This window comes from Micromonospora sp. NPDC049047, assembly GCF_040649135.1.
Taxonomy (GTDB): domain Bacteria; phylum Actinomycetota; class Actinomycetes; order Mycobacteriales; family Micromonosporaceae; genus Micromonospora.
Map to the genome: position 1 here is coordinate 38,251 of NZ_JBEZEY010000018.1, position 23,591 is coordinate 61,841.

Below are 23,591 nucleotides of genomic sequence, written 5' to 3' on the forward strand. Positions count from 1 at the left end.
GGGGGAAGCTGGCCCACCGAGGGAAGCCGGCCCACCGAGGAAGACGGCCGCCGTGGAGCCGGCCGCCCGTGCCGCCGCGTCAGCCGCCGAAGCCGACCCGCTGGGCGTTGCCCGCCGCCACCGTGCGCACGGCCAGCGCGGCGTCGAGCGCGGCCACTGTCGCGGCCCAGCCCTTGTCCTCGGCCGAGCCGGGCAGACCGGCCCGGTCGCGGGCCTGCTCGATGGTCTCCACTGTCAGCACCCCGTGCGCCACCGGCTTGCCCTCGTCAAGCGCGACCCGGGTCAGCCCGTCGGTCACCGACCGGCAGACGTAGTCGAAGTGGGCTGTGGAACCACGGACCACGACGCCGAGCGCGACCACCACGTCGCAGCGGCGCGCGAGGGCCTGGGCCACCACCGGCAACTCGACCGAGCCGGCGACCCGTGCGACGACGGACCGCGCGCCGCAGGCCTCGGCTGCGGCAACGGCCCGCTCCAGCATGTGATCAGTCAGGTCACCGTGCCAGCGGGCGGCCACGATCCCGACGGTAAGCCCCGCGGCGTCCACCGCGTCGACTCCCGGCTCACCGAAACCCGCCATCGTCATGCTCCGATCTCGTCGTTGGCGACCGGACGCCCCAGCGGCGCCTCGGACACCTCGTCCAACTCGTCAAGCAGGTGACCCATCCGGTCCCGCTTGGTGCGTAGGTAGCGCATGTTCTCCGGGTGCGCGCCGACCGGCAGCCCCTCCCGGCCGGTGATGGTCAGCCCGTACCCCTCCAGCCCGGCCCGCTTGGCCGGGTTGTTGGTCAGCAGGCGCATCGAGCGCACCCCGAGGTCGTAGAGGATCTGCGCGCCGGTGCCGTAGTCGCGGGCGTCAGCGGGCAGGCCCAGGTCGAGGTTCGCGTCGACGGTGTCGCGGCCCAGGTCCTGCAACTGGTACGCCTGCAGCTTGTGCAGCAGGCCGATGCCGCGCCCCTCGTGTCCGCGGACGTAGAGGACCACGCCCCGGCCCTCCCGGCCGACCCGGGCCAGCGCGGCGTCCAACTGCGGTCCGCAGTCGCAGCGCAGCGAGCCGAACACGTCCCCGGTCAGGCACTCGGAGTGCACCCGGACCAGCACGTCCTGGCCGTCGCCGAGGTCACCGAGCACCATCGCGACGTGTTCGGCCGGGTCGTGCGCGGTGCGGTAGCCGAGCGCCCGGAACACGCCGTGCCGGGTGGGCATCCGGGCGTCCGCGACCAGCTCGACCTGTTTTTCGGTGTGCCGCCGGTAGGCGATCAGGTCGGCGATGGTGATCAGCGTGAGGCCGTGCTCGGCGCAGAACTTCTCCAGGTCCGGCACCCGCATCATGGTGCCGTCGTCGTTCACCAGCTCGCAGAGCACGCCGGCCGGGCGAAGCCCCGCGAGCCGGGTCAGGTCGATGGCCGCCTCGGTGTGCCCGGGGCGGCGCAGCACCCCGCCCTCCCGAGCACGCAGCGGCACCACGTGCCCGGGTCGCGCGAGGTCCGTCGGTTTGGTGCCCGCACCGGCCAGCAGCCGGATGGTGTGCGCCCGGTCGGCAGCCGAGATGCCGGTGCTGATCCCCTCCCGGGCGTCCACTGTCACCGTGTAGGCGGTGCCGCGCCGGTCCTGGTTGGTGTGGTGCATCGGCGGCAGGTCGAGGCGGTCGGCCTCGCTCTCGATCAACGGCACGCAGACGTACCCGGAGGTGTAGCGCACCATGAACGCCATCAGCTCCGGCGTGGCCAGCTCGGCCGCGAAGATCAGGTCGCCCTCGTTCTCCCGGTCGGCGTCGTCGATGACGACGACCGGCCGACCGGCCGCGATCTCCGCGACCGCCTGCTCGATATCCCCGTAGCTGGTCACGCGACGGCCTCCGTGTAGATGGGACGGACGGCGGACGGCCGGGAGGCCCGCGAGGTGCGCCACCAGGCGGCGAAGCCCCAGGCGCACAGCGCGCCGTAGATCAGGTACATGACCGCCGACGGGTAGAACCCGCCGCGCAGCAGCAGCGGCACGCCTACCGCGTCCACAGCGATCCAGAGCAGCCAGAACTCCACCCAGCCGCGGGCCATGCCGTACGTGGCCAGCAGGCTGCCGGTGAGGATCCAGGCGTCCGGCAGCGGACCCCACGAGCCCAGTGCCTTGAGCACCGGGTACGCCGCGGCGGTGCCGACCACGGCGGCCAGCAGCAGCATCAGCCGCTCCCGTCCGGTGGCCCAGCGGGGGACGACCGCCGCCTGCCCCGCGTCGGCGCGACGGTTGCGCTGCCAGCGCCACCAGCCGTACACGCTGACCGCGAAGAAGAACACCTGCCGGCCGGCCTGCCCGTACAGGTCGTGCTCCTGCGGGGTGGTGAACACCCCGCCGAGGAAGACGGTGAGCAGCAGCGCGTTACCGATCATGCCGACCGGCCACGCCCAGACGACCCGGCGCAGCCCGAGCAACGCGGAGAACAACCCGAACGCGTTGCCGACGATCTCCCGCACCAGCACCGGCGAGCCGGCCACCTGCACCTGGGCGTCCAGCAGCCAACCGAGGGGACCCATCAGGCCACCCCGCCGCTGATCGGGGCCGCCCCGGGAGTGTCGGCGAGCCGGTCGCCGAGCAGCCGCTCGACGTACTTGGCAAGCACGTCCACCTCCAGGTTGACCGGGTCGCCGACGCCCTTGGCACCGAGCGTGGTCAGGTTGAGCGTGGTCGGGATCAACCCGACGCTGAACTCGTCGGCGCCCACCTCGGCCACGGTGAGCGAGACGCCGTCGATGGTGATCGACCCCTTCTCCACCACGTAGCGGGACAGCGCGGCGGGCAGTCGGAACCGCACGGTCTCCCACTGCTCGGCCGGTTCCCGGGAGATCAGCTCGCCCACCCCGTCGACGTGCCCCTGCACCAGGTGCCCGCCGAGCCGGCTGCCGAGGGCGGCGGCCCGCTCCAGGTTCACCGGGTCGCCGACGCTCAACGCGCCGAGCGCGGAGCGGCGCAGCGTCTCCCCCATCACGTCGGCGGTGAAGACCCCGTCGCTGACCTGCACCACGGTCAGGCAGACGCCGTTGACGGCGATGGAGTCGCCGTGCCGGGCGTCGGACGTGACGAGCGGACCACGCACGGCGACGAGCGCCGAATCGCCAGCCGTCGCGGTGACCCGGACGATCTCGCCCAACTCCTCGATAATGCCGGTGAACATGTCAGCCCTCCCTTTTTCGGGGCAAAGCGGTGATCCGGAGATCTGGACCGATCTGCGTAACGTCGACGAACTCCAGATCGATGGCCTCGGCGATGGTGGTCACTCCCGCGTCGACCAGGGCGGTCGGGCCGGCGCCGAGCAACCGGGGCGCGACGTAGGAGACGATCTTGTCGATCAGGCCGGCCCGCAGGAACGCGCCGGCCAGTCGGGGGCCGCCCTCCAACAGCACCGCGCGGACTCCCCGCTGGTGCAGCGCCGCGAGCAGCGCCGGCAGGTCGACACGGCCGTCCGGGTCCGCGCCGACCTCCTCGGCGGTCGCGATCCAGGTCCGCGCGGCGCCGTCGCGGACCCGGGCGTCAGCGGGGGTACGCCCCGAGCTGTCCACGACCACCCGCAGCGGCTGCCGGATGGCGAGGCTGCCGTCGCGCAGGTTGCGGGCGGTCAACCGGGGGTCGTCGGCGAGCACTGTGCCCACCCCGGCGAGCACCGCGTCGACGGTGCCGCGCAGCGCGTGCACGTCCATCCGGGCCGCCTCCGAGGTGATCCACATGCTGGTGCCGTCCGCCGCGGCGGAGCGCCCGTCGAGCGTGGCGGCGTACTTCCAGATGACGTACGGCCAGCCGCGGCGCATCGAGGTCAGCCAGGCGACGTTGCCGGCCTCGGCCTCCTCGCCGCGTACCCCCAGATCGACCTGGACCCCGGCGGCGCGCAGGGTGGCGGCGCCCCCGGACGCGACCGGGTTCGGGTCGGGCACGGCGATGACCACCCGGGCGACCCCGGCCTGGACCAGCGCGACACTGCAGGGACCGGTGCGCCCGGTGTGATCGCATGGTTCCAGAGTGACGATCGCGGTGCCGCCCTTGGCGCGTCGCCCGGCCTGCGCCAGCGCGACGATCTCGGCGTGCGGTCCGCCCGCGTACGCGTGGAAGCCCTCACCCACGACCCGGCCGTCCTCGTCGAGCAGCACGCAGCCGACCACCGGGTTGGGACTGGTGGTGCCGAGCCCGCGTGCCGCCAACTCGATCGCACGCCGCATCGCCTCGTCGACGGAGACGCTGGCCATCGCCCTGCCCTGCCCTCTCACTCGCCGGTCCGCGCGGGCGGTCTGGGAGGCGGTGGCCATGGGGCCACGGGCAGGCGGTGGCGGATCCCGGGAACGGCACAGCCGCCCCCGGAGGGTCGGCGCGGCACGCTGAAGCCAGCGGCCGGCTCGGACCCGTCCGTCCCGCGCGCTGTCTCCCATCCGGACTGTCTGGGTGCGGACGAACCGCTCCCAACCGTCGGCCCCGGATTTTCACCAGGTCCACCGGACGACAGAGCCGTCCGGGTCGCGGGCTGACCACGGTTGGACCGTGGATCACCGCCGGTTCGGAATTTCACCGAGTCCCGCCAGCGCGTGGTGGGTACAGGGCAGTCTTACACGCCGACGGGGGTCCGTCGCCACCCCGGCGAGCTACTTCACAGCGCCGTCATGCTCACGTGACACCACGGCGCCGGTCCACCGCGACGTACGACCCCGGTTGGCTCTTGGCGACAGTCTTCATTTCCGAGGCCACCGCGATCACCTCAAGGGGGTCGGTGAACCGCTTACCGGCGTCGGAGAGGGACACCCCGATGGAGAGCGTGACGAGGGCGGCGCGCCGGATGTTGCCGCGCCGGTCCTTCAGCTCGACGAAGCCGCGCTCCCGGTCGGTCGGGTCGTAGAGCGTGTCGGCGGCGTTCTCGAAGTCCACCACCGCCCGGGAGGTGAGCGGGCGGACCTGGTCGGGGGCGCAGACGATGACGAAGTCGTCACCGCCGACGTGGCCCAGGAAGGCCGGCGGCAGTCCGACACCCACCACCGCCCGGTGCAGGCTGCGGGCCAACGCGGAGATGAAGTCGTCGCCCCGGACGAAGCCGTACCTGTCGTTCACGCTCTTGAACCGGTCGATGTCGACGTAGCCGACGGCGTAGTCCACGCCCTGTCGCACCCGGTCGCTGATCTCCCGCCGGATCCGGCTGTTGCCGGGCAGCCCGGTGAGCGGGGAAACCTCCCGGAACTCCTTGTTGCGGCGCAGCGTGGACGAGACCCGGGCCACCAACTCGGCGGTGTCGAACGGCTTGACCAGGTAGTCGTCCGCGCCGGCGCTGAGCCCGTGCACCTTGTCGACTGTCATCCCCTTGGCCGTCAGCATGATCACCGGCAGCGCGGAGGTCATCGGGTCGGCGCGCAGCCGCCGGGTCAACTCCAGCCCGTCGACGCGGGGCATCATGAGATCGACCACCGCCAGGTCCGGGCGCTGACGTTCGATGAGCTCCAGGGCCTCCTGGCCGTCGCTGGCGTGGATCACGTCGAAGCCGTGCAGCCGCAGGTTGAACTCGACGAAACGAGCGATGTCCTCGTCGTCGTCGACGACGAGGATGATGTCCTTGCGGTCGACCTCGGGCTCCACCTCAGTCCCCGGCAGCCGCGCGTTCCGCAAGCGCCCGCAGGTGTCGTACCGCCTCCGCCGGGTCGGCGGCGCCGTACACGGCGGTGCCGGCCACGAACGCGTCGGCGCCGGCGGCGGCGGCCTGCTCGATGGTGTCCGCGGCGATCCCGCCGTCCACCTCGATGCGCAGCTCCAGATGCCCGGCCGAGACGTGCCGGCGGGCGGCACGCACCTTCTCCAGCAACTGCGGAATGAAGCGCTGCCCACCGAAGCCGGCCTTGATCGTCATGATCAGCAGGGTGTCGAAGCTGGGCAGCAGGTCCAGGTACGGCTCGATCGGGGTGTCCCGGTCGATGGCCAGGCCGGCCTTCGCGCCCGCCGAGCGCAGGTCCTTGGCCAACGCCACCGGGTCGTCGGCCGCCTCCGCGTGGAAGGTGACGTTGTACGCCCCCGCGTCGGCGTAACCGGGGGCCCACCGGCGCGGATCCTCGATCATCAGGTGCACGTCGAACGGCATCGCGGTGACCGCCCGCAGGCTCTGCACCACCGGCAACCCGATGGTCAGGTTCGGCACGAAATGGTTGTCCATCACGTCGACGTGCAACCAGTCCGCGGCGTCCTCGACGGCACGGACCTCTTCGGCGAGGCGGGCAAAATCGGCGGCCAGGATGCTCGGCGCGACGATCGGCGGCGGTACGGTCACGGGGCCAGTGTACGAACGCGGTCAGCCGTCACTCCCATCGCGGCACCAAGTCCGACGCGTTGTGATGCGACAGTGACCAGTGGTGCAGAATGAGGCGCTCCGGACCGGCGAATCCGGACGAACAGACATGAGTGGCTGGCCGATCGACGGAAACGCGACGACACTCCAAGCCGGACGGTGCCGAAAGGGCCCACGGCCGCCGGAGTCTCGTCGCGGGGCGCGGTGACCGGCCGCCAGTTCCCGGAAGGGCGGACGATGCGACGGTGGCTTCCAGCTCTGGTGCTGGCCGGCGTCACGACGATGCTGCTGGCCGGCTGCGCGCCGGCTCGCGGCGCGGACGGTGATCTCACCGACGACTGGCCGGTGCTGCGGGACCCCACGCCGTTCACCCCCGCCACCGACACCTGCCTGCCCCGGATCACCACGGTCGTGCAGGCCAGCACCTACGAGACTGTCGACTGCGCCCGCAACCACCTGGCCGAGGCCATCCACGTCGGCACCTTCGTCGGGCCCGACGCGCTCACCGAGACCCGGCCGGCGCCCGGCTCGCCGGCGCTGCGCACGGCCCGCGCCGAGTGCGACCAACGGGCCCGGGAGGTGCTCGGCGGCGACTGGCACACGGCCCGGCTCACGCTGTCCCTGGCGCTGCCGTCGACACCGGCCTGGGCCGGTGGCGCGCGCTGGTTCCGCTGCGACCTCAGCGAGACCGGCAGCATCGACAACACCCGCCCGGTGAACCGCACCGGCAGCCTGCGCGGCGCGTTGATCGGCGACAGCCCGCTCACCCACCGCTGCTTCGACCCCAAGCTGATCGGCGACAACCTCAACTACATGGCGCCGGTGCTCTGCACCGAGCCGCACCGCGCCGAGTTCGTAGGCGTCTACCAGGAACGGGACACCAGCTGGGCGGAGTTCACCGGCTCCGCCGCGCAGTCACACCAACGCTGCATGGCACTGATCGCCGCGTACGCGGCAGTGCCGAACAACAAGGACCTGCCGTACCGGGCCGGGTCCATCTACTACCCGCCGTCGCAACGGGAGTGGGAGGAGGGCGACCGTGGGGTGCGCTGTTTCCTGTGGAGCGACGACCGCAAACTCACCCGCTCGATGCGCGGCGCCGGCCCCGAGGGACTGCCGGCCATCTGAACGTCGGTGCCGTATGCTGCTGCGCCGTGGCGCTACCGACCGGCGGGGTCCGGCTGGGGGCCACAGTGGCGGGAGGTCAGGGATGCGACGGTGGTGGGCGGCGTACGCCGGGGGTGCGGCCCTGGCCCTGGTACTGGCCGGGTGCAGCGCACCCGCCGGGATCGACAGTGACCTCGTGGACGACTGGCCGGCGCCGGTCGCGGCGCAGCAGTTCGTGCCCGCCGCCGACGTGTGTCACCTGACCTCGCAGCAGGTCGGCTTCCTGACCGGTTACAACCCGACGCCGTGCACCGACTCGCACCTGGTGGAGACCATGCACGTCGGCACGCTCACCGGCCCGAACGCCGAGCCGGGCGCGCCCCCGCAGCCCGGCTCGGCGGGCATGCGGGCCGCGCAGGCGGGGTGCGACACGGAGGTCAACAAGGCGGTCGGCGCCGACTGGCGTTCCGGCCGGCTCGGCCTGACCGTGGTGCTGCCGTCGCCGCAGGCGTGGCTGGGCGGTGCCCGCTGGTACCGCTGCGACGTCAGCGAGATCGCCAGCATCGACGACACCACCGCCGGCGAGCGCACCGGCAGCCTGCGGGGTGCGCTGTCCGGCGCGGCATCGCTTGCGTACCGCTGCTTCAACCCGAAGCTGGTCAAGGACGACATCGACGAGATGGTGCCGGTCGCCTGCACCGCCAAGCACCACGCCGAGTTCGTCGGGGTCTGGCAGGCCCCGGAGATCAGCTACGCCGAGTTTTCCCGCACCGTCAAGAAGACCCACCGGGCCTGCCAGACGATGATCGCCAGGTACGCCAAGGTGCCGGACAACTCCCAGCTCGAGTTCCGCGCCGGCACCATCTTCTACCAGCCGTACGAGGAGGAGTGGAAGAACGGCAACCGCGGCGTGCAGTGCTTCCTCTGGATCTCCGACCGGAACCTGACCCGCTCGATGCGCAACGCCGGCACCAAGGGACTCCCGGTCACCTGAGCAGCCCGCGCCCCGCGTCAGCCGCGCCGGAGGACGGCGAGGAACATCGCGTCGGTGCCGTGCCGGTGCGGCCAGAGCTGCACCGTCGGCCCGTCACCGAGCCCGGGCATGCCGGCCGGCAGCAGCGACCGGGCGTCGACGAAGTCCACAGCGACGCCGCTGCGGCGGGCCGCCTCGGTCACCGTCACGTGCGTCTCCACTGTGTGCGGCGAGCAGGTGACATAGGCGACCAGCCCACCCGGACGAACCGCCCGTAACGCCGCACCCAGCAACTCCCGTTGCAGCCGGGTCAGCGGCGGCAGGTCGGACGGCTGGCGGCGCCAGCGCGACTCCGGCCGGCGCCGCAGCGAGCCCAACCCCGTGCACGGGGCGTCCACGAGCACCCTGTCGAAGTGCTGCTCCGGCAGCTTCGGGTCGGCGCCGACGTCGCGGCCGTCCATGGCCAGCACGGTCACCGGCAGGTCGCGGGTGGCCAGGGAGACCAGCCGGGCGCGGTGCTCGGCCACCTCCACCGCTGTCACCCGCGCGCCACGCTGCGCGGCCAACGCGCCGAGCAGGCCGGCCTTGCCGCCCGGGCCGGCGCACAGGTCCAGCCACCGCCCGTCCGGGCCGTCCAGGGGCGCGTCGGCCAGGGCCGCGGCGACCAGTTGGGAGCCCTCGTCCTGGATGTGGGCGCGGCCGTCGACCACCGCCGGGATGTCGCCGGGCGCGCCGCCGGGCAGATAGACGGTGTACGGCGAGAAGGCGCCGGGCGCCCCGCCGACCTGGTCGGCCAGCTCGATCGGGTCGATCAGGCCGGGCCGGGCGCACAGGTGCACCGGGGGACGCTCGTTGTCCTCGATCAGGAGCCGGGCCGTCTCACCGAGATCACCGTCGAGCGCCTCGGAGAAGGCCCGCACGATCCACTGCGGATGGCTGTACGCCAACGACAGGTGCCCGACCGGGTCGGTCTCCGTCGGTGGGGCGAGTTTCGCCACCCAGGCGTCCGCGTCCCGGCTGGACACCTCGCGCAGCACCGCGTTGGCGAAGCCGGTAGCGCCCGGAGCCACCGAACGGACCAGGTCCACGGTCGACGACACCGCGGCGTGTGCGGGCACCCGGGTGTGCAGGAGTTGGTACGCCCCGAGCCGCAGCGCGTCGCGGACCGGCGGGTCGATCCGGGCCACGTCCCGGCCGGCGGCGTCGGTCAGGATCGCGTCCAGCGTGCCCAGGTTGCGCAGGGTGCCGTAGGTCAGCTCGGTGGCGAAGGCCGCGTCCCGGCCGAACAGCCCCTCCTCCCGCAGGATGATGGGCAGCACCAGGTTGGCGAACGCGTCGTCGCGGTGCACCGCGGCCACCGCTTCGTACGCCGCCCGGCGCGGGCGGTCGAGTGGTGGCCGGACCGGCCGGCGGTCCCCGCCACGACCGGCGGACGGGCCGGAGCGCGTCGGGCGGGTCCCCTCCGGGGCGGTCACGCGAAGTCCTCTCCGGTGCCGACCCGGACGCCGCGCGCCCAGTCGGTGGCGCCCATGGCCCGCTTGCCCGCGGCGCGAACCTCGCCGAGGCGCACCGGCACTGTCGCCGTACCGGCCAACACCCGGGACTTCTCCACAAGCAACTCCCCCGGCTTCAACTCGGGGCCGTCGGGCACCGGCACCACCGGGCCGAGCTTCACCCGTTCGCCCCGGAAGGTGGTCCAGCCGCCCGGGGCCGGCGTGCAGGCCCGGATGCGGCGGTCCACGGCGAAGGCCGGGTCAGCCCAGCGCACCCGCGCGTCGTCCACTGTCAGCTTCGGCGCCAGCGACACCCCGTCGGCGGGCTGCGGCTCGGCTCGGGCGGTGCCGTCGGCGATCGCGTCGAGCACCGCCACCAGCAGCCCGGCACCGGAGTCGGCGAGCCGGTCCAGCAGGTCACCGGAGGTGTCGGCGGCCCGGATCTCGTCGGTGAGGGTGCCGAAGACCGGGCCGGTGTCCAGACCCTGCTCCAACTGGAAGACGCTGGCCCCGGTCAGCTCGTCACCGTGCAGCACGGCGTGCTGCACGGGAGCGGCGCCGCGCCAGGCGGGCAGCAACGAGAAGTGCAGGTTGATCCAGCCGTGCCGGGGGATCTCCAGGGCGGCCGGCGGCACCAACGCGCCGTAGGCGACCACCGGGACGCAGTCCGGCGCCAGTTCGCGGAGCCGGTCGAGGAACTCGGGGTCGCGGGGGCGGGCCGGGGTGAGCACCTCGACGCCGTGCGCGTCGGCCCACTCGCCGACCGGCGAGCGGGACAGGCCACGCCCACGCCCGGCGGGCGCGTCCGGCCGGGTGACCACGGCGACCAGCTCGTGCCGGGAGGCGGCGACGGCGGCCAGGGCGGGAACGGCGACGGCCGGCGTACCGGCGAAGATCACCCGCATCGGGGTCACCGCCCCAGCCCGAACGGGTCGCTCAGGTGCGGGCTCAGCTTGACCGTCGGTGGGGCCGCCGCGTCGTACCAGTCGGCCTGACGGATCGCCTTCATGGCCTCCTTGCGCCCCTCCTGGTCAAGCCGGTCCAGGAACAGCACCCCGTCGAGGTGGTCGGTCTCGTGCTGGACGCACCGCGCCATCAGGCCGGTGCCGACGATCTGGACCGGGTCACCGAAGGAGCTGAAGCCCTTGGCGATGACATTCTGCCGACGCTTGGTGTCGAAGTAGAGCCCGGGGATCGACAGGCAGCCCTCCGGGCCGTCCTGCTCCTCCTCGTCGGGGAACTCGAGCACCGGATTGATCAGGTGCCCCAGCACGTCGTCGACGTCGAAGGTGAACACCCGCAGACTCACGCCGAGCTGCGGCGCGGCCAGGCCGGCGCCGTTCTGCTCACGCATCGTGTCGGTCAGGTCGGCGACCAGCCGACGCAGCTCGGCGTCGAAGGTGACCACCGGATCGGCCGGCGTGCGCAGCACCGGATCCCCAAACAGACGGATGGGCTGAACGGTCACGCGGGGTGGCTCCTTCGACAGGTGGACGGGCGGTGCCGTACCAGTCTACGGAGTGCCCGGGCGGACGCTGGCCGGCGTACCTCGATCGGCCACCGCCGGTGTGCCGAGCGTCACCGGTCGGCGGCCCGGCACCGGCCGAGCGTGCCCGGCGGCCGGCCCCTGACCGTCGGGCGCCCGGCCCTCGTGGGCGGGCGTCAGCCCGGGGTCGCGTCGCCGGCCGCCGCCCGGTTCAGCAGGTCACGCACCCGCTCGATGTCGGGGTGGCCGAGGTCGTCGAGGATGCCCAGGGCCCGCCGCCAGGTGCGTACGGCACCGGCCGTGTCCCCCGACGCGTGTCGACTCTCACCGAGCCGGGACAGGGTGTCCGCCTCGTCGTAGCGGTCACTGATCCGCCGGTACAACCCGAGCGCCCGCTGGTAGCAGCGAATCGCCGCGCGGTGGTCGTTGAGCCGGGCGTGGATGAAGCCGAGGCTGTCCCAGGTGTTCGCCTCACCGTGTCGGTCGCCGCTCGGACGCAGCAGTGCCAACGCCTGCTCGCAGTGCGCGAGCGCGGGCCCGTACTGGCCGAGCTGGGCGTGCGCCCAACCGACAGCGTTGCGGGCGCTGGCCTCCCCGGCCGGGTGGCCGGCGGCCCGGTACAACGCCAGCGCCCGCTGGCCGTGGTCGAGGGCTTCGGCGTACCGGCCGAGCCCGTCGAGCATCGCGCCGAACGCCCGGTGGGTACGCGCCTGCCCGGTGTGGTCACCCAGCGCCTCGAAGATCACCAGGGCCTGCCGGTAGTTGCGGGCCGCCTCGTCCACGTTGCCCAGCCGGGAGAGCACCCGGGCCAGGTCGCGGTGGGCGTTCGCCTGCCCGAGCCGGTCGCCAGCCTGCCGTGCCCCGGCCAGGGCGGCCCGCTGGGCGACGGCCAGGTCCGTCCACCGCCCCCGACGTTGCAGGAAGTCCACCAGTGTCCAGGCCAACTGCCAGGCGTGGCCGTCGAACCCGGCACGTCTCGCGTGGGCGACGGCCGCCAGCAGCACCGGGTACTCGACGGTGAACCAGGTGAGCGCCTGACCGTGGTTGGTGATCTCCTCCGGCTGCACGCCCGGTGGGGCGTCGGCCAGGGTGACCGGGTCCCGCCCCGGTTGCAACAGCAGCGCGGCCGCGTGCGCGGTGTGCAGGTAGTGGTCCAGCCCACGCCGGATCGCGGCCCGCCGGGCCTGCGCCGGTTCGAGGCGTTCGGCCAGCTCCGCCGCGTACGCGCGGAGCAGGTCGTGGGCGCCGAACCGGCCGGGGGCCTGCTCGGTGACCAGGTGGGCGTGGGCCAGCTCCGCCAGCAGTCGAGGCACCTGGCCCCGGGGCAGCCCGGCCAGGCTGGCCGCCGCGGCGACCCCGATCTCCGGCCCCGGATGGCAGCCGAACAGCCGGAACAGGCGCGCCGCCGCAGGCGTCAGGCTCCGGTACGACCAGGAGAAGACCGCCTGCACGTCGCTGCCGGCGTCGCCACCGTCGAACGAGTCCAGCGGGTGCGGGGCCTCGCGCAGCTCGTCGGCGAGGGCGGCCAGGCCGAAGGCGGGATTCGCCGCGCCTCTGGCGGCGAGCACCGCGAGCGCCAGCGGCAGCCGCGCACACCGCTCGATTATCTCGTCCACCGCGTCCGGTTCGGCCGCCAACCGGTCCGCGCCGAGCCGCCGGGCCAGCAGTTGCCAGGCCTCGACGGGGTCGAGCAGGCCGACGCCGATCGGCCGGGCGCCGTCGGCGGCGATCAGACCGGCGAGCCGGTTGCGGCTGGTGACCAGGACCAGGCAGCTCGGGCTGCCGACCAGCAGGGGGCGGACCTGGTCGACGTCGCGGGCGTTGTCGAGCAGCACAAGCATCCGGCGGCCGGCGAGCAGACTGCGGTAGAGGCCCACCTGCGCGGACAGGTGGGTGGGGATCCGTTCGGGCGGCACCTCGAGGGCCTCCAGGAATCCCCGGACCGCCTCGACGGCTGTCACCACCGCTCCGGAGGAGTCGAACCCGCGCAGGTCGACGTAGAGCTGGCCGTCCGGGAAGCGGTTGGCGACCCGGTGCGCCCAGTACACCGCCAGCGTCGTCTTGCCGACCCCGGCCGTGCCGGACAACGTCATGACGGTGGCCGCCGCCGGGTCGCCGTCCCCGGGCCCGGCGGAGCTGGCGCACGCGGCATCGAGTTCGGCGAGCTGGGCGGCCCGCCCGACGAAACCCGGAAGCGCCGGGGGCAGTTGGCGCGGCACCGGGAAGCGGGCCGAGGGCGTACCCGGGCGGGGACCGCCGGCCCTGGCCCGACCGGCACCGGCGCTCGCCCGTCCGGTGGTCGCGTGGTCCCGGTTCGGGCCTCGACGGTGCTCCTCGACCCGGTCCCGGGCCGTGGCCAGCACGCCCTGCTCGGCCGGGGTTGCCCCGAGCAGCCTGATGAGGGCGTCGAACCGCTCCGGCGGAGGCAGGATGTTGCCGGCGAAGTACTCCCCGATGATCCCCCGCGACCAACCGGTCTTCGCGGCCAGTTGCCGGTAGGTCAGCTGGGTCTCGCCCTGCTGTCGGGCCTCCCGACGGCGCAACTGGCGCAGCAACCCGGCCAACTCCTGGAGGGTCTGCGCCTCAGCCGCGCCGCGGGCCACCTCGAACGCCGCGGGCGATCCCGGTGCCGCCGATCGGACGAGAGGTACCCGTTGGTCGGACATGCGGCTCCCACCCCCCGGTCACCCGGCCCCCCGGATGCGCACGGGCAGGCTAATTCCGCCGCCGCGCCGATCGATAGGTGAGCGCCGATGTCTGACAGTTCCATCCCGGAGGGTGGAACGTCCGGCGCTGTCCGGCGGTGTCCAGCCCCGTCCAGGATGCCCCGCGCGGTGCCGACCTCCCATGCCACCGTCCTGGCTGCGGGGTCGACCCGCTCCACACACCCCTGGGGGAAGAGGTACTGATGATCCGTCCACATCTGACCGTCCGGCGGTCCCCGTCGCTGCTGCGTCGCGCCGCCGTCGCCGCGTTCGGCCTCGCGCTGCTGGTCACGGGGGTGGCCGCCGCACCGGCCGCCGCCGCACCGGCCGCACCGGCGGGCAAGGCTGCCAGCGCCGGGTCGTTCGTCGACAGCACGCCCGTGCCCGGTGGCTTCGCCTCCTGGTCGGAGCTGCTCCGACTGCAGCAACGCATGAACACCGCCGCCGCGCGGATCACCACAGTGGCCGAGCGCAGCGCCAGCTCCGGCTTCGCCGGTATCGTCGCCGATCCCACCAATCGGGAGCTCCAGGTCTACTGGAAGGGTGAGCCGCCAGCCAACGTGGTGGCCGTCGCTCGGGCCACAGTCGCGACCCGGGTGCTGTCCGCCCCGTACACCCAGCGGGAGCTGATGGTCGCGGCCGACCGACTGCGGGCGAAGGCCGGCGACAAGATCACCACGGTCGGCCCGCGCGCCGACGGTGCCGGCCTGCTGGTCGGCACGCAGAGCGGGCTGCTCGGCGCGACGGCCCTGGCCGGCGTGCCGGTGACGGTGCAGACCGGGGTCGCCGCCTCGCCGGCCACCAGGTGGGACGACAGCCCGCCGTGGTGGGGCGGCGCCGCGTGGCGCAACACCGCCAACGGCGGTGGCTGCTCAACCGGCTTCGGGGTCTACCAGGCCGGCGTGACGCGGGTGCTCTCCGCCGCGCACTGCGCCAACCTCAACGTCCTGGCGACCGACCCGACCGGGCAGACGATCGGCACCGTCACCGCCCGCAACGTCGGCACCGACACCCTGCTGCTCAACGGCAGCGGCGGCGGCCGGGTCTTCAACAACAGCACCGACGCGGCCGGCAACGTGGTGAGTGAGTTCAGCAACCAGGTGATCGGCGCGTCGGCCAGCCAGGTCGGCAACTGGGTGTGCACCTCCGGGGCGTACTCCGGCACCCGCTGCTCGATCCAGGTGAAGGCCCGCAACCTCTGCATCAACGTGCGCAACTTCGGCCAGGTCTGCGGCCAGGTGCAGGCGGAGAACACCACCCACACCAACGCGGTCGGTCAGGGCGACAGCGGCGGCCCGGTGGAGATCGTCAACGCGGCGAACACCCTCCAGGTCTGGGCCACCGGCACCAACACCGCCATCGACGACACGAACACGTCGACGGCCTGCACCGGCTACGTCCCCACCGGCCGGGTCTGCGCCTGGCGGTTCTACTACGAGGACATCTTCTCCGGCATGGCCGGCGTCGGCGCCTCGGGCGTGGTGCTCGGCTGAGGCATCGCTCGACACGATCGGACAGGTGGTCGGGCCGGCGCGCACCCCGCGTGCCGGCCCGGCCGCACGCTCGGCTCAGGCGCCGACGGCCGGATCCCCGGCGAGCACCGCGTCACCGCGCAACAGCGCGGGCTCGGGCAGCGGCAGCTGGATCTTGTGCGCCGCCTCCCAGTCGTAGACCAGGCCGGGGCGCACCTGGGCGGCGAAGTAGTCGATCGCCGTCATCCCGCCCACGACCGGCTCGTCGACCTCGGCGACCAACTGGGCGGGGACCAGCGAGAAGCCGCTCTGCAGGGCGGCGCTGAGCCGGCGGTGACCGTCGACGACGAAGAAGTACTCGCCGGTGAACCCGATCTTCAACGGTTCGAGCCCCTCGCCGCCGGCCTCGGCCACGTCGCCGACGAAGTCGGTGTCCCACAGGCCCCGCAGGGTGGTGATGTCCTCGGTCGGGTAGACGCGGGCCGGGTCCAGCAGCAGCAGCGGCGGCCCGTCGCGCAGCACCTCGGCGCCGAGCGTCCCCTGGTACGCGGCGACGATGTGCTCGATCACCTCGGCCGCGGTCGCCCGGGTGGTGTCGCAGATCAGGTCGTAGTTACGCAGTCGGGCCTTGTCCACGCCGTACCGGATGATGAACCGGCTGCGCTCGCTCGCGCTGCGTTCCCGCAGCTTGGCCTTCGCCTCGTCCAGGGAGGCGTAGCTCTCCGCCGGCCCGGACGGCCGGGCGAGCACCCGGCGGGCCGCCTCACCCGGCTCGGTGATCATGTGAACCTTGAGCGCGTCGGTGAAGAAGTGCCAGGCCAGCCGGGAATCCATGATCAGGCGCTCACCGGAGGCGGCGATGTCCCGCTGGAGCTGATCGACGTAGCCGTCGACGGCCTGGTCCAGCTCGGCGTGCAGATTGAGCTGGAGCGCGGTCATCTGCCGCTGCTGCGCCATCTCCCGGTAGAGGTCTCCGACACTGACCCGGCGCATGCCGAGCCGCTTGGCGATCTCGACCGACACGGTGCTCTTGCCGCTGCCGAGGTCGCCGTTGAAGACGATCGATTGTCCAACGGTCACGACTGGTCCACCCCTGCTCACCGGCTCAAAGAAATCATCGACTTCGCGTCCGACCGACGCGTTCCCGCAATCGTCGGGCCATCCTGCGGCGGCCCCCAGCACGGCGCCTGTGACGCTCCGTCGCGACCTGGAGCCGTCGTACGCCTTGGCATGACGGGCGATGCTACCACCTGATCGCCACCGCTTTGTCGGACGCGGTGTGCGAGGGCCAGCCACGCGGGTCGGCACCGCCGCCACCGGAACCGCCCGAAACTCCTCAGAACAGGCTGAGCGGATCGACCTGGAGACGAACCGGGTCGGCGGCCTTGCGGGCGGTCCGCGCGCCGGCGGCCGAGTGCAGCGCCTCGGCGAGCGCGGCAGCCCGGGCCCGGGGCACCCGGACCAGCATCCGTTCCCGGCCCTCCTCGGCCGGAACCGGTCCGAGCACCTCGGCGTCGTCGGGCAGCCGGGCCGCGGCGAGCAGGTCGGCCACCGCCTCGGCCGGGCCGGTGAGGCTCGCCATCCGGACGGCCGGCGGGAAGCCCAACTCGCGACGCTCGGCCAACTCCCGGCCGGCGAACCAGGCCGCGTCCCAGCGCAGCAGCGCCTGCACCGGGGCGAGGGCACCGTCGGCGACCACCACCACCCGGCCGGTCGGGGCCGGCCGGGCCAGCGCCGCCGCCGCCTGCCAGCGGCGCAGCGCCTCCTCCCCGGCCCGCAGGTCGGCCCGGGTCAGCAGGGCCCACGAGTCGAGCAGCAACACCGCGCCGTAGCCCCCCTCGGCGACCGGCTCGGCACCGGGTGTGGTCACCACCACTGCCGCGCCGCCGGGCACGTCGGTGAGCACCTCCTCGCGCCCCGAGGTGCGCACCGGCACGCCGGGGAACGCCCGACCCAGTTCCTCGGCGGTCCGCCGGGCACCGGTCACCGCGGCCCGCAGCCGCCGCCCACCGCACTGCGGGCAGGCGTACGCGGCGGCCACCCGGGCGCACCACCGGCAGGACGGGGTGCCGCCGGCCGAGGGCAACGCGAGCGGCCCGGAGCAGTGCGCACAGCGGGCCGGGGTGCGGCACTCCGCGCAGGAGATCGACGGCAGGTAGCCACGTCGGGGCACCTGCACCAGCACCGGCAGATCCTGCCGGAGGGCGTCCCGGGCGGCGGTCCACGCCAGGCTGGGCAGTCGGGCGGTGGCGGCTCCCGGGTCGCGGGCCAGTTGCGGGTCGTCGCCGGTCGGCGCGATGGCCGGGATCCGGGCCCGCACGGTGGCCCGGTCGGCGACCACCTCCCGCGCCCAGCCGGTCTCCAGCAGCAGTTGCGCCTCGGCGGTGCGGGCGTACCCGCCGACCAGCACGCCGGCCTCGGCGAGCTGGCCGCGGGTGAGCAGCACATCGCGGGCGTGCGGGTAGGGCGACCGGGGTTCGGAGTGCAGGTCGTCACCGTCGTCCCAGATGGCGACGAGGCCGGGCCGGTGCACCGGGGCGAACATCGCCGCCCGGGTGCCGATCACCACCGGCACCTGCCCACGGCGGGCGGCCAGGAACGCCCGGTAGCGGCGGGCCGGCCCGAGCGCGGCGGAGAGGCTGACGTGCCGTCCCGGGCCGAGCACGCCGGTGAGCGCGGCGTCCAGCCGATCGAGGTCGCGGGCGTCGGGTACCACGACCACCGCGCCCCGCCCGCCGGCGACGGTGGCGGCAACCGCGTCGGCGTACCGGGCCGCCCAGTCCTCGCCGGGCAACGCCGACCAGACCGCGCGGGGCGCCCGGCCGTCGGTGAGCGCCCGCAGCAGCGCCGGGCCGGTCGGGTAGTCCCGCCACCCGCGCGGGTCGACAGCGGGCCCGGCCGCGCTGTCCGCCCCGGGGGCCGGCTGCTCGCCGCGGGGCTCCTTCTCGACCCGGGCGTGCCGGGGTGGGACGGCGAGCCGGAGCACGTCGGCGAGGCTGCCCGCGTACCGGTCGGCGACCGCCCGGGCCAGCCGGGCGATCTCGGGCGCCAGCACCGGCTCCGGCGAGACGACCTTCTCCAGGTACGCGAGCCGGCCGGTGTGCCCGGAGTCGTCGGCGCGCGACAGCAGCCACCCGTCGACGAGCTGCCCGGCGAAGCGCACCTTCACCCGGGTGCCGGGCACCGCCACCTCGTCCAGTTCCGCCGGCACCAGGTAGTCGAACGGCCGGTCCAGGTGGGCCAGGCCGACGTCCACGCAGACGCGCGCGACCGGCGACCCGTCCGCGGGTCGCCGGTCGCTGCGCGTGGTGGCGGTCAGGCTCCTGCGGCCGACTTGAGGTCGGCGGCCCGGTCGGTGCTCTCCCAGGTGAGGTCCGGCAGCTCCCGGCCGAAGTGGCCGTACGCGGCGGTCTGCTGGTAGATCGGGCGGAGCAGGTTGAGGTCCCTGATGATCGCGGCCGGACGCAGGTCGAACACCTCGGCGACGGCCTTCTCGATCGAGGCCACCGGCACGGTCTCGGTGCCGAACGTCTCGATGAACAGGCTCACCGGGTGGGCCTTGCCGATGGCGTAGGCGACCTGCGCCTCGCACCGCTCGGCCAGACCGGCGGCGACCACGTTCTTGGCGACCCAGCGCATCGCGTACGCGGCGGAGCGGTCCACCTTGGACGGATCCTTGCCGGAGAACGCGCCACCGCCGTGCCGGGCGTACCCGCCGTAGGTGTCGACGATGATCTTGCGACCGGTCAGGCCGGCGTCACCCATCGGGCCGCCGATCTCGAACCGGCCGGTCGGGTTGACGAGCAGTCGGTAGCCGTCGGTGTCCAGACCGAGGCTCTCCAACTCCGGGGCGATCACGTGGTCGCGCACGTCCGGGGTGAGCAGCGAGTCCAGCGAGATGTCCGCGGCGTGCTGGCTGGACACGACGACGGTGTTCAGCCGGACCGGGCGCAGCCCCTCGTACTCGATGGTCACCTGGGTCTTGCCGTCCGGGCGCAGGTAGGGAATCGTGCCGTCCTTGCGCACGGCGGCCAGCCGACGGGCCAGACGGTGGGCGAGGGCGATCGGCAACGGCATCAGCTCGGGCGTCTCCGAGCAGGCGAAGCCGAACATCATGCCCTGGTCGCCGGCGCCCTGCGCGTCAAGTGCGCTCTCCGACGCCCCGGTACGCAGCTCGAAGGCGTTGTCGACGCCCTGGGCGATGTCCTCGGACTGCGCGCCGATGGAGACGCTGACGCCGCAGGACGCGCCGTCGAAGCCCTTCTTCGACGAGTCGTAGCCGATGTCGAGGATGGTCCGGCGGACGATCGTCGGGATGTCGGCGTACGCCTTGGTGGTCACCTCACCGGCGATGTGCACCTGGCCGGTGGTGATCATGGTTTCCACGGCCACCCGACTGTGCGGATCCTCGGTCAGCAACGCGTCGAGGATGCCATCGCTGATCTGGTCGGCGATCTTGTCCGGGTGGCCTTCCGTGACCGATTCGGACGTGAAGAGGCGGCGTGTCACGGCACTCCTAAGCGTGTGAGGTCGTTCCGCGGCAGTCTAGTCACCACTGCGGCCGGTGCAGGGAGCGGTCGCGCTCTGTTCCACCCGTCAGGAGCGGACGGGTAGCCGCGCCACGACGAGATCCCAGACGGTGTCGGCCACGGCGTCCTTGGCCTGCTCGGGCAGCCGGCTGACCGAGCCGTCCGCGCCGATGACCGTCACCGTGTTGGTGTCGGCGCCGAAGACCAGGTCGGGACCGACCTCGTTGATGACGATCAGGTCGGCCCGCTTCCGGGCGAGTTTCGCCCGGCCGTTGGCCTCGGCGTCGCCGGTCTCGGCGGCGAACACCACGAGCAGTTGCTCCGGTCGCTTGCGCTGGCCGAGCTCCGCCGCGATGTCCGGGTTCGTGACGAGTTCGATGGTGGGCGCGACACCGTCGTCCGACTTCTTGATTTTGCCAGGCGCGTAGGCCGCCGGCCGGAAATCGGCCGGAGCCGCCGCCATCACCACAGCGTCGGCCTCGACGGCGGCCTTCAGCGTCGCCTCCCGCAACTCGGCGGTGGTGCCGACCCGGATCAGGTCGACGCCGGCCGGGTCGGCGAGGGCGACGTTCGCCGCGATCAGGGTGACCCGGGCGCCCCGGGCGACCGCCGCGCGGGCGAACGCGTACCCCTGCTTGCCGGAGGAGCGGTTGCCCAGGAACCGGACCGGGTCCAGTGGTTCCCGGGTGCCACCCGCGGTGACGACCAGCCGGCGACCGGCCAGGTCGGCGGGGGCGGCGGCGCCCCGGGCCAGGACCCGACGGGCGACGGCGAAGATCTCCGCCGGGTCGGGCAGCCGGCCCTTGCCGGTGTCGACGCCGGTCAGTCGCCCGACGGCCGGTTCGATGACCCGGACCCCCCGGGCGCGCAGCGTGGCGACGTTGGCCACGGTGGCCGGATGCTCCCACATCTCGGTGTGCATGGCCGGGGCCAGCAGCACCGGGCAGCGGGCGGTCAGCAGGGTGTTCGTCAGCAAATCGTCGGCGAGCCCGTGCGCGGCCTTGGCGAGCAGGTCGGTGGTGGTCGGTGCGACCACCACCAGGTCGGCCTGCTGACCGAGGCGGACGTGCGGCACCTCGTGGACGTCGGTCCAGACGTCGTCGGCGACCGGCTGGCCGGACAGCGCCGCCCAGGTCGGCGCTCCGACGAACCGGAGCGCCGACGCGGTCGGCACGACCCGAACCCGGTGACCGGATTCGGTGAAGAGTCGCAGCAGCTCACACGCCTTGTAGGCGGCGATGCCGCCGCCGACCCCGAGGACGATCGAGGCGGACATCGGCCGGCGAGGGCTTACGGCTGGTCGGTCGGCTCGGCGGTGAGCAGGCCCCCGTTGATCTCGCGCATGGCGATGGAGAGGGGCTTCTCCTGCGGGGTGGTCTCGACGAGCGGGCCGACGTACTCCAGCAGGCCCTCGCCGAGCTGGCTGTAGTAGGCGTTGACCTGGCGCGCGCGCTTGGCGGCGAAGATGACAAGCGCGTACTTCGACGTCGTCTTCTCGAGGAGCTCGTCGATCGGCGGGTTGGTGATGCCTTCGGGGTTGGCGATGGATCCCACGAATTAACCTCTGCGTCTTTCGAGCCGCGCGCACGCGGTGCTGAGTCTCAACGGCGCCGGCGGTCAGCCGCGCACGCGCGACCAGGCCGGATCCGGATAAGAAGAACCGAGTAAGCCTACCAGCTCGTCCGCCACCCGCTCGGTGCGGTCGTGGGTGAGCGTGTGCGTGAAGGTGACCGCCACGGCCGGGTCGGGTTCGTACCCGGGTGGGCTCAGCAGCACCAGCCGCGCGTCGGGCAGGCGGGCCCGCACCAGCGCAGCGCCGGGCAGGTCGAGCGGGAGCAGCACCGGCTGCCCGGCGTCGAGCCGGGCGCGCAGCGGCGGGTACGGCGTGCCCCGGCGGTAGTCGCCGATCCGGGACCACTCCACCAGCTCGCCGACGGCGAGCCGGCGATCGAACTCGGCGGGGGCGAGGAAAACCCGGTCGTCCCCGTCGATCTCCGACTCCCGGCGCGGCCGGGTGGTTGCCGGCACCGGGACCCACACGGACGGAGAACGCGCCCGGACCAGCTCGACGACACTCTCCCTGCCGGAACCCGAAGGTCCAGCCAGGACAGTGAGCCGAGCAGCCGGGCGCGCCTCGTCATCCGTGCTCACTGCTTGTTTCTACACGCTGCCAGGTTCAGTTGGCGGCGAACTCTCCAAGCAGTGCCTTGCGCTGCTGCTCGCCGAGGCCACGCAGGCGACGACTGTCGGCGATCTTGAGCTTCTCCATGATCTGGGTAGCCCGGATCTTGCCGATACCCGGCATGGCCTGCAGGACTGCCGAAACCTTGAGCTTTCCGACGACGTCGTCGTTCTCGGCGCGCTCGAGGACGGCACCAAGCGTGGTCTTGCCCTGCTTGAGCTGCTCCTTCAGCTGAGCACGGGCCTTGCGGATCTCCGCGGCCTTCTCGAGCGCGGCAGCGCGTTGTTCGGGGGTCAGTGACGGGAGCGGCACCAGTTCTCCTCAGGTCCCTATCGCGGCGGGCGGGGCGCACCGCCGCATCTGTGAAACGTGGTGTCGCTGTGAACCAAGGGGTCCATGGTTCCCAGCGCGGGGAAAACTAGCGGCCAACGGAACTTTCGGCAACGTGGGGGCCGCATGATCACCGTAAGGTGACCGACCCGTCAGTCAGTCACCGGGCAGGCAATACGGCCCGACAGTCGGCCAACACGCGGTCCGCGGCGGCCCGCAGAGCGTCGACATCGGGGCCGACCGAGAGCACCTCCCGGGAGTACGACGGGAGCACCGAGGCGAGGCTCGAACCGAAGACGGTACGCAGATCGGCGGCGCCGGCACCCTGTGCGCCGAGCCCCGGAGCGAGCAGCGGACCCCCCACCCCGGAGAGGTCGTGACCGGTGTCGCCGATGGTCGCGCCGACCACCAGACCGAAGCTCCCGAGCGGAGTCGCACCCCTGTTGAGCTGGGAAATCTCGTCGATCACGGTCTGCGCGACGGTGCGGCCGTCGGCCGTGCGGGCCTGCTGCACGGCCGCGCCCTCGGGGTTTGAGGTGAGGGCCAGCACGAACACACCACCGCCGTGCTCGGCGGCCAGCTCGAACATCGGCGCCAGCGAACCTACTCCCAGGTAGGGGCTCGCGGTGACCGCGTCGACATACATCGGGCTGGATGGATCGAGGTACGCGGCGGCGTACGCGCGCACCGTCGAACCGATGTCGCCGCGTTTCACGTCGAGGAGAACGAGCGAGCCAGCATCCCGTAACTGTCGGATAGTTGACTCAAGAATCGCCACTCCGCGGGATCCGAATCGCTCGAAAAAGGCCGACTGAGGCTTCACCACCGCAACCCGGTCACCGAGCGCCTCGACCACGGTCCGCGCGAACCGGTCCAGCCCCTGAACGTCGTCCGGAAGGCCCCAACGGGCCAGCAGAGCGGGATGCGGATCGATGCCCACGCACAGGGGCCCCCGCTCGCCGATCGCCCGGTGCAGCCGGGTTCCGAAGCTCTCCATCCGGTGCTCCCTCTCT

The 23,591-nt window shown here is 73.1% G+C and carries 22 protein-coding genes and 1 riboswitch; of the genes, 3 read left to right on the forward strand and 19 right to left on the reverse strand.

Features of this window, described 5'->3' with window-relative positions; genetic code table 11:
- Positions 1 to 79: 79 nt before the first annotated feature.
- The 7 genes from ribH to rpe all read right to left on the reverse strand — a co-directional run bounded on the left by ribH (position 80) and on the right by rpe (position 6,283).
- Complete coding sequence (ribH, locus tag AB0B86_RS24565) at positions 80 to 580, reverse strand: 6,7-dimethyl-8-ribityllumazine synthase (RefSeq protein WP_238648758.1); 501 nt, start codon at positions 578 to 580, stop codon at positions 80 to 82.
- 2 nt (positions 581 to 582) lie between these two features.
- Positions 583 to 1,848, reverse strand: coding sequence for a bifunctional 3,4-dihydroxy-2-butanone-4-phosphate synthase/GTP cyclohydrolase II (locus AB0B86_RS24570; RefSeq protein WP_357411578.1), 1,266 nt, complete (start codon positions 1,846 to 1,848; stop codon positions 583 to 585).
- Positions 1,845 to 2,531 carry a nicotinamide riboside transporter PnuC gene (pnuC, locus tag AB0B86_RS24575; RefSeq protein WP_357411579.1) on the reverse strand — a complete coding sequence of 229 codons (687 nt, stop codon included), beginning with the start codon at positions 2,529 to 2,531 and terminating at the stop codon, positions 1,845 to 1,847. Before pnuC ends, AB0B86_RS24570 begins: the two co-directional genes overlap by 4 nt.
- On the reverse strand, positions 2,531 to 3,169 hold the full coding sequence (locus AB0B86_RS24580) for a riboflavin synthase (RefSeq protein ID WP_357419880.1): 639 nt from the start codon (positions 3,167 to 3,169) through the stop codon (positions 2,531 to 2,533). The genes pnuC and AB0B86_RS24580 overlap by 1 nt, the downstream gene beginning before the upstream one ends.
- Before the next feature lies 1 nt (position 3,170).
- Positions 3,171 to 4,232 (reverse strand): bifunctional diaminohydroxyphosphoribosylaminopyrimidine deaminase/5-amino-6-(5-phosphoribosylamino)uracil reductase RibD, encoded by a 1,062-nt coding sequence (gene ribD, locus AB0B86_RS24585; protein WP_357411581.1) that lies wholly within the window; start codon positions 4,230 to 4,232, stop codon positions 3,171 to 3,173.
- Between the two features lie 164 nt (positions 4,233 to 4,396).
- A riboswitch (FMN riboswitch) is annotated at positions 4,397 to 4,567 on the reverse strand.
- Positions 4,568 to 4,644: 77 nt separating this feature from the next.
- On the reverse strand, positions 4,645 to 5,631 hold the full coding sequence (locus tag AB0B86_RS24590) for a response regulator (RefSeq protein ID WP_357411582.1): 987 nt from the start codon (positions 5,629 to 5,631) through the stop codon (positions 4,645 to 4,647).
- Entirely contained in the window at positions 5,603 to 6,283 is a 681-nt protein-coding gene (gene rpe / locus AB0B86_RS24595) for a ribulose-phosphate 3-epimerase (protein ID WP_357411583.1), read from the reverse strand. Before rpe ends, AB0B86_RS24590 begins: the two co-directional genes overlap by 29 nt.
- 255 nt (positions 6,284 to 6,538) lie before the next feature.
- On the opposite strand from rpe, the gene AB0B86_RS24600 reads away from it, so the two are divergent.
- On the forward strand, positions 6,539 to 7,429 hold the full coding sequence (locus AB0B86_RS24600; protein WP_357411584.1) for a septum formation family protein: 891 nt from the start codon (positions 6,539 to 6,541) through the stop codon (positions 7,427 to 7,429).
- A gap of 82 nt (positions 7,430 to 7,511) precedes the next feature.
- Positions 7,512 to 8,402 carry a septum formation family protein gene (locus AB0B86_RS24605; RefSeq protein ID WP_357411585.1) on the forward strand — a complete coding sequence of 297 codons (891 nt, stop codon included), beginning with the start codon at positions 7,512 to 7,514 and terminating at the stop codon, positions 8,400 to 8,402.
- A gap of 17 nt (positions 8,403 to 8,419) precedes the next feature.
- Here AB0B86_RS24605 and AB0B86_RS24610 read toward each other — a convergent pair whose 3' ends face one another.
- From AB0B86_RS24610 to AB0B86_RS24625, 4 genes are all read right to left on the reverse strand, one after another.
- Complete coding sequence (locus AB0B86_RS24610; RefSeq protein ID WP_357411621.1) at positions 8,420 to 9,898, reverse strand: transcription antitermination factor NusB; 1,479 nt, start codon at positions 9,896 to 9,898, stop codon at positions 8,420 to 8,422.
- Complete coding sequence (gene fmt / locus AB0B86_RS24615) at positions 9,853 to 10,779, reverse strand: methionyl-tRNA formyltransferase (RefSeq protein WP_357411586.1); 927 nt, start codon at positions 10,777 to 10,779, stop codon at positions 9,853 to 9,855. The genes AB0B86_RS24610 and fmt overlap by 46 nt, the downstream gene beginning before the upstream one ends.
- A gap of 5 nt (positions 10,780 to 10,784) precedes the next feature.
- Positions 10,785 to 11,342: a peptide deformylase gene (def, locus tag AB0B86_RS24620; protein WP_357411587.1), complete on the reverse strand. Its 558-nt coding sequence runs from the start codon at positions 11,340 to 11,342 to the stop codon at positions 10,785 to 10,787.
- 194 nt (positions 11,343 to 11,536) lie between these two features.
- A complete protein-coding gene (locus tag AB0B86_RS24625) occupies positions 11,537 to 14,026 on the reverse strand; it encodes a tetratricopeptide repeat protein (protein WP_357411588.1) in 2,490 nt (829 codons plus the stop codon).
- Positions 14,027 to 14,268: 242 nt separating this feature from the next.
- Here AB0B86_RS24625 and AB0B86_RS24630 point away from each other — a divergent pair, with 242 nt between their 5' ends.
- Positions 14,269 to 15,558, forward strand: coding sequence for a hypothetical protein (locus tag AB0B86_RS24630; RefSeq protein WP_357419881.1), 1,290 nt, complete (start codon positions 14,269 to 14,271; stop codon positions 15,556 to 15,558).
- 75 nt (positions 15,559 to 15,633) lie between these two features.
- Here the strand turns inward: AB0B86_RS24630 and AB0B86_RS24635 are convergent, their stop codons facing one another.
- The 8 genes from AB0B86_RS24635 to pyrF form a co-directional block, all read right to left on the reverse strand.
- Positions 15,634 to 16,617, reverse strand: a complete 984-nt coding sequence (locus AB0B86_RS24635; protein WP_357419882.1) for an AAA family ATPase — start codon at positions 16,615 to 16,617, stop codon at positions 15,634 to 15,636.
- Positions 16,618 to 16,873: 256 nt separating this feature from the next.
- Complete coding sequence (locus AB0B86_RS24640) at positions 16,874 to 18,793, reverse strand: primosomal protein N' (RefSeq protein ID WP_357411591.1); 1,920 nt, start codon at positions 18,791 to 18,793, stop codon at positions 16,874 to 16,876.
- Positions 18,794 to 18,852: 59 nt separating this feature from the next.
- Positions 18,853 to 20,046: a methionine adenosyltransferase gene (gene metK, locus AB0B86_RS24645; RefSeq protein WP_357411592.1), complete on the reverse strand. Its 1,194-nt coding sequence runs from the start codon at positions 20,044 to 20,046 to the stop codon at positions 18,853 to 18,855.
- A gap of 87 nt (positions 20,047 to 20,133) precedes the next feature.
- The gene (gene coaBC, locus AB0B86_RS24650) at positions 20,134 to 21,342 is read right to left on the reverse strand and encodes a bifunctional phosphopantothenoylcysteine decarboxylase/phosphopantothenate--cysteine ligase CoaBC (protein ID WP_357411593.1); all 1,209 of its coding nucleotides are present in this window, start codon (positions 21,340 to 21,342) and stop codon (positions 20,134 to 20,136) included.
- Positions 21,343 to 21,356: 14 nt separating this feature from the next.
- On the reverse strand, positions 21,357 to 21,620 hold the full coding sequence (rpoZ, locus tag AB0B86_RS24655; protein WP_074318577.1) for a DNA-directed RNA polymerase subunit omega: 264 nt from the start codon (positions 21,618 to 21,620) through the stop codon (positions 21,357 to 21,359).
- A gap of 63 nt (positions 21,621 to 21,683) precedes the next feature.
- Positions 21,684 to 22,217, reverse strand: coding sequence for a guanylate kinase (locus AB0B86_RS24660; RefSeq protein ID WP_357411594.1), 534 nt, complete (start codon positions 22,215 to 22,217; stop codon positions 21,684 to 21,686).
- A 25-nt stretch (positions 22,218 to 22,242) separates the two neighbouring features.
- Entirely contained in the window at positions 22,243 to 22,560 is a 318-nt protein-coding gene (gene mihF / locus AB0B86_RS24665) for an integration host factor, actinobacterial type (protein ID WP_112584585.1), read from the reverse strand.
- A gap of 178 nt (positions 22,561 to 22,738) precedes the next feature.
- Positions 22,739 to 23,575 carry an orotidine-5'-phosphate decarboxylase gene (gene pyrF / locus AB0B86_RS24670; protein ID WP_357419883.1) on the reverse strand — a complete coding sequence of 279 codons (837 nt, stop codon included), beginning with the start codon at positions 23,573 to 23,575 and terminating at the stop codon, positions 22,739 to 22,741.
- Positions 23,576 to 23,591: the final 16 nt, after the last annotated feature.

Bases quoted from the DNA above. Each gene is read 5' to 3' on its own strand.
- ribH (WP_238648758.1), bottom strand. From the start codon at position 580: ATGGCGGGTTTCGGTGAGCCGGGAGTCGACGCGGTGGACGCCGCGGGG.
- pyrF (WP_357419883.1), bottom strand. From the start codon at position 23,575: ATGGAGAGCTTCGGAACCCGGCTGCACCGGGCGATCGGCGAGCGGGGG.
- coaBC (WP_357411593.1), bottom strand. From the start codon at position 21,342: ATGTCCGCCTCGATCGTCCTCGGGGTCGGCGGCGGCATCGCCGCCTAC.
- AB0B86_RS24625 (WP_357411588.1), bottom strand. From the start codon at position 14,026: ATGTCCGACCAACGGGTACCTCTCGTCCGATCGGCGGCACCGGGATCG.
- AB0B86_RS24605 (WP_357411585.1), top strand. From the start codon at position 7,512: ATGCGACGGTGGTGGGCGGCGTACGCCGGGGGTGCGGCCCTGGCCCTG.
- AB0B86_RS24580 (WP_357419880.1), bottom strand. From the start codon at position 3,169: ATGTTCACCGGCATTATCGAGGAGTTGGGCGAGATCGTCCGGGTCACC.
- ribD (WP_357411581.1), bottom strand. From the start codon at position 4,232: ATGGCCAGCGTCTCCGTCGACGAGGCGATGCGGCGTGCGATCGAGTTG.
- AB0B86_RS24600 (WP_357411584.1), top strand. From the start codon at position 6,539: ATGCGACGGTGGCTTCCAGCTCTGGTGCTGGCCGGCGTCACGACGATG.
- AB0B86_RS24630 (WP_357419881.1), top strand. From the start codon at position 14,269: ATGATCCGTCCACATCTGACCGTCCGGCGGTCCCCGTCGCTGCTGCGT.
- pnuC (WP_357411579.1), bottom strand. From the start codon at position 2,531: ATGGGTCCCCTCGGTTGGCTGCTGGACGCCCAGGTGCAGGTGGCCGGC.
- fmt (WP_357411586.1), bottom strand. From the start codon at position 10,779: ATGCGGGTGATCTTCGCCGGTACGCCGGCCGTCGCCGTTCCCGCCCTG.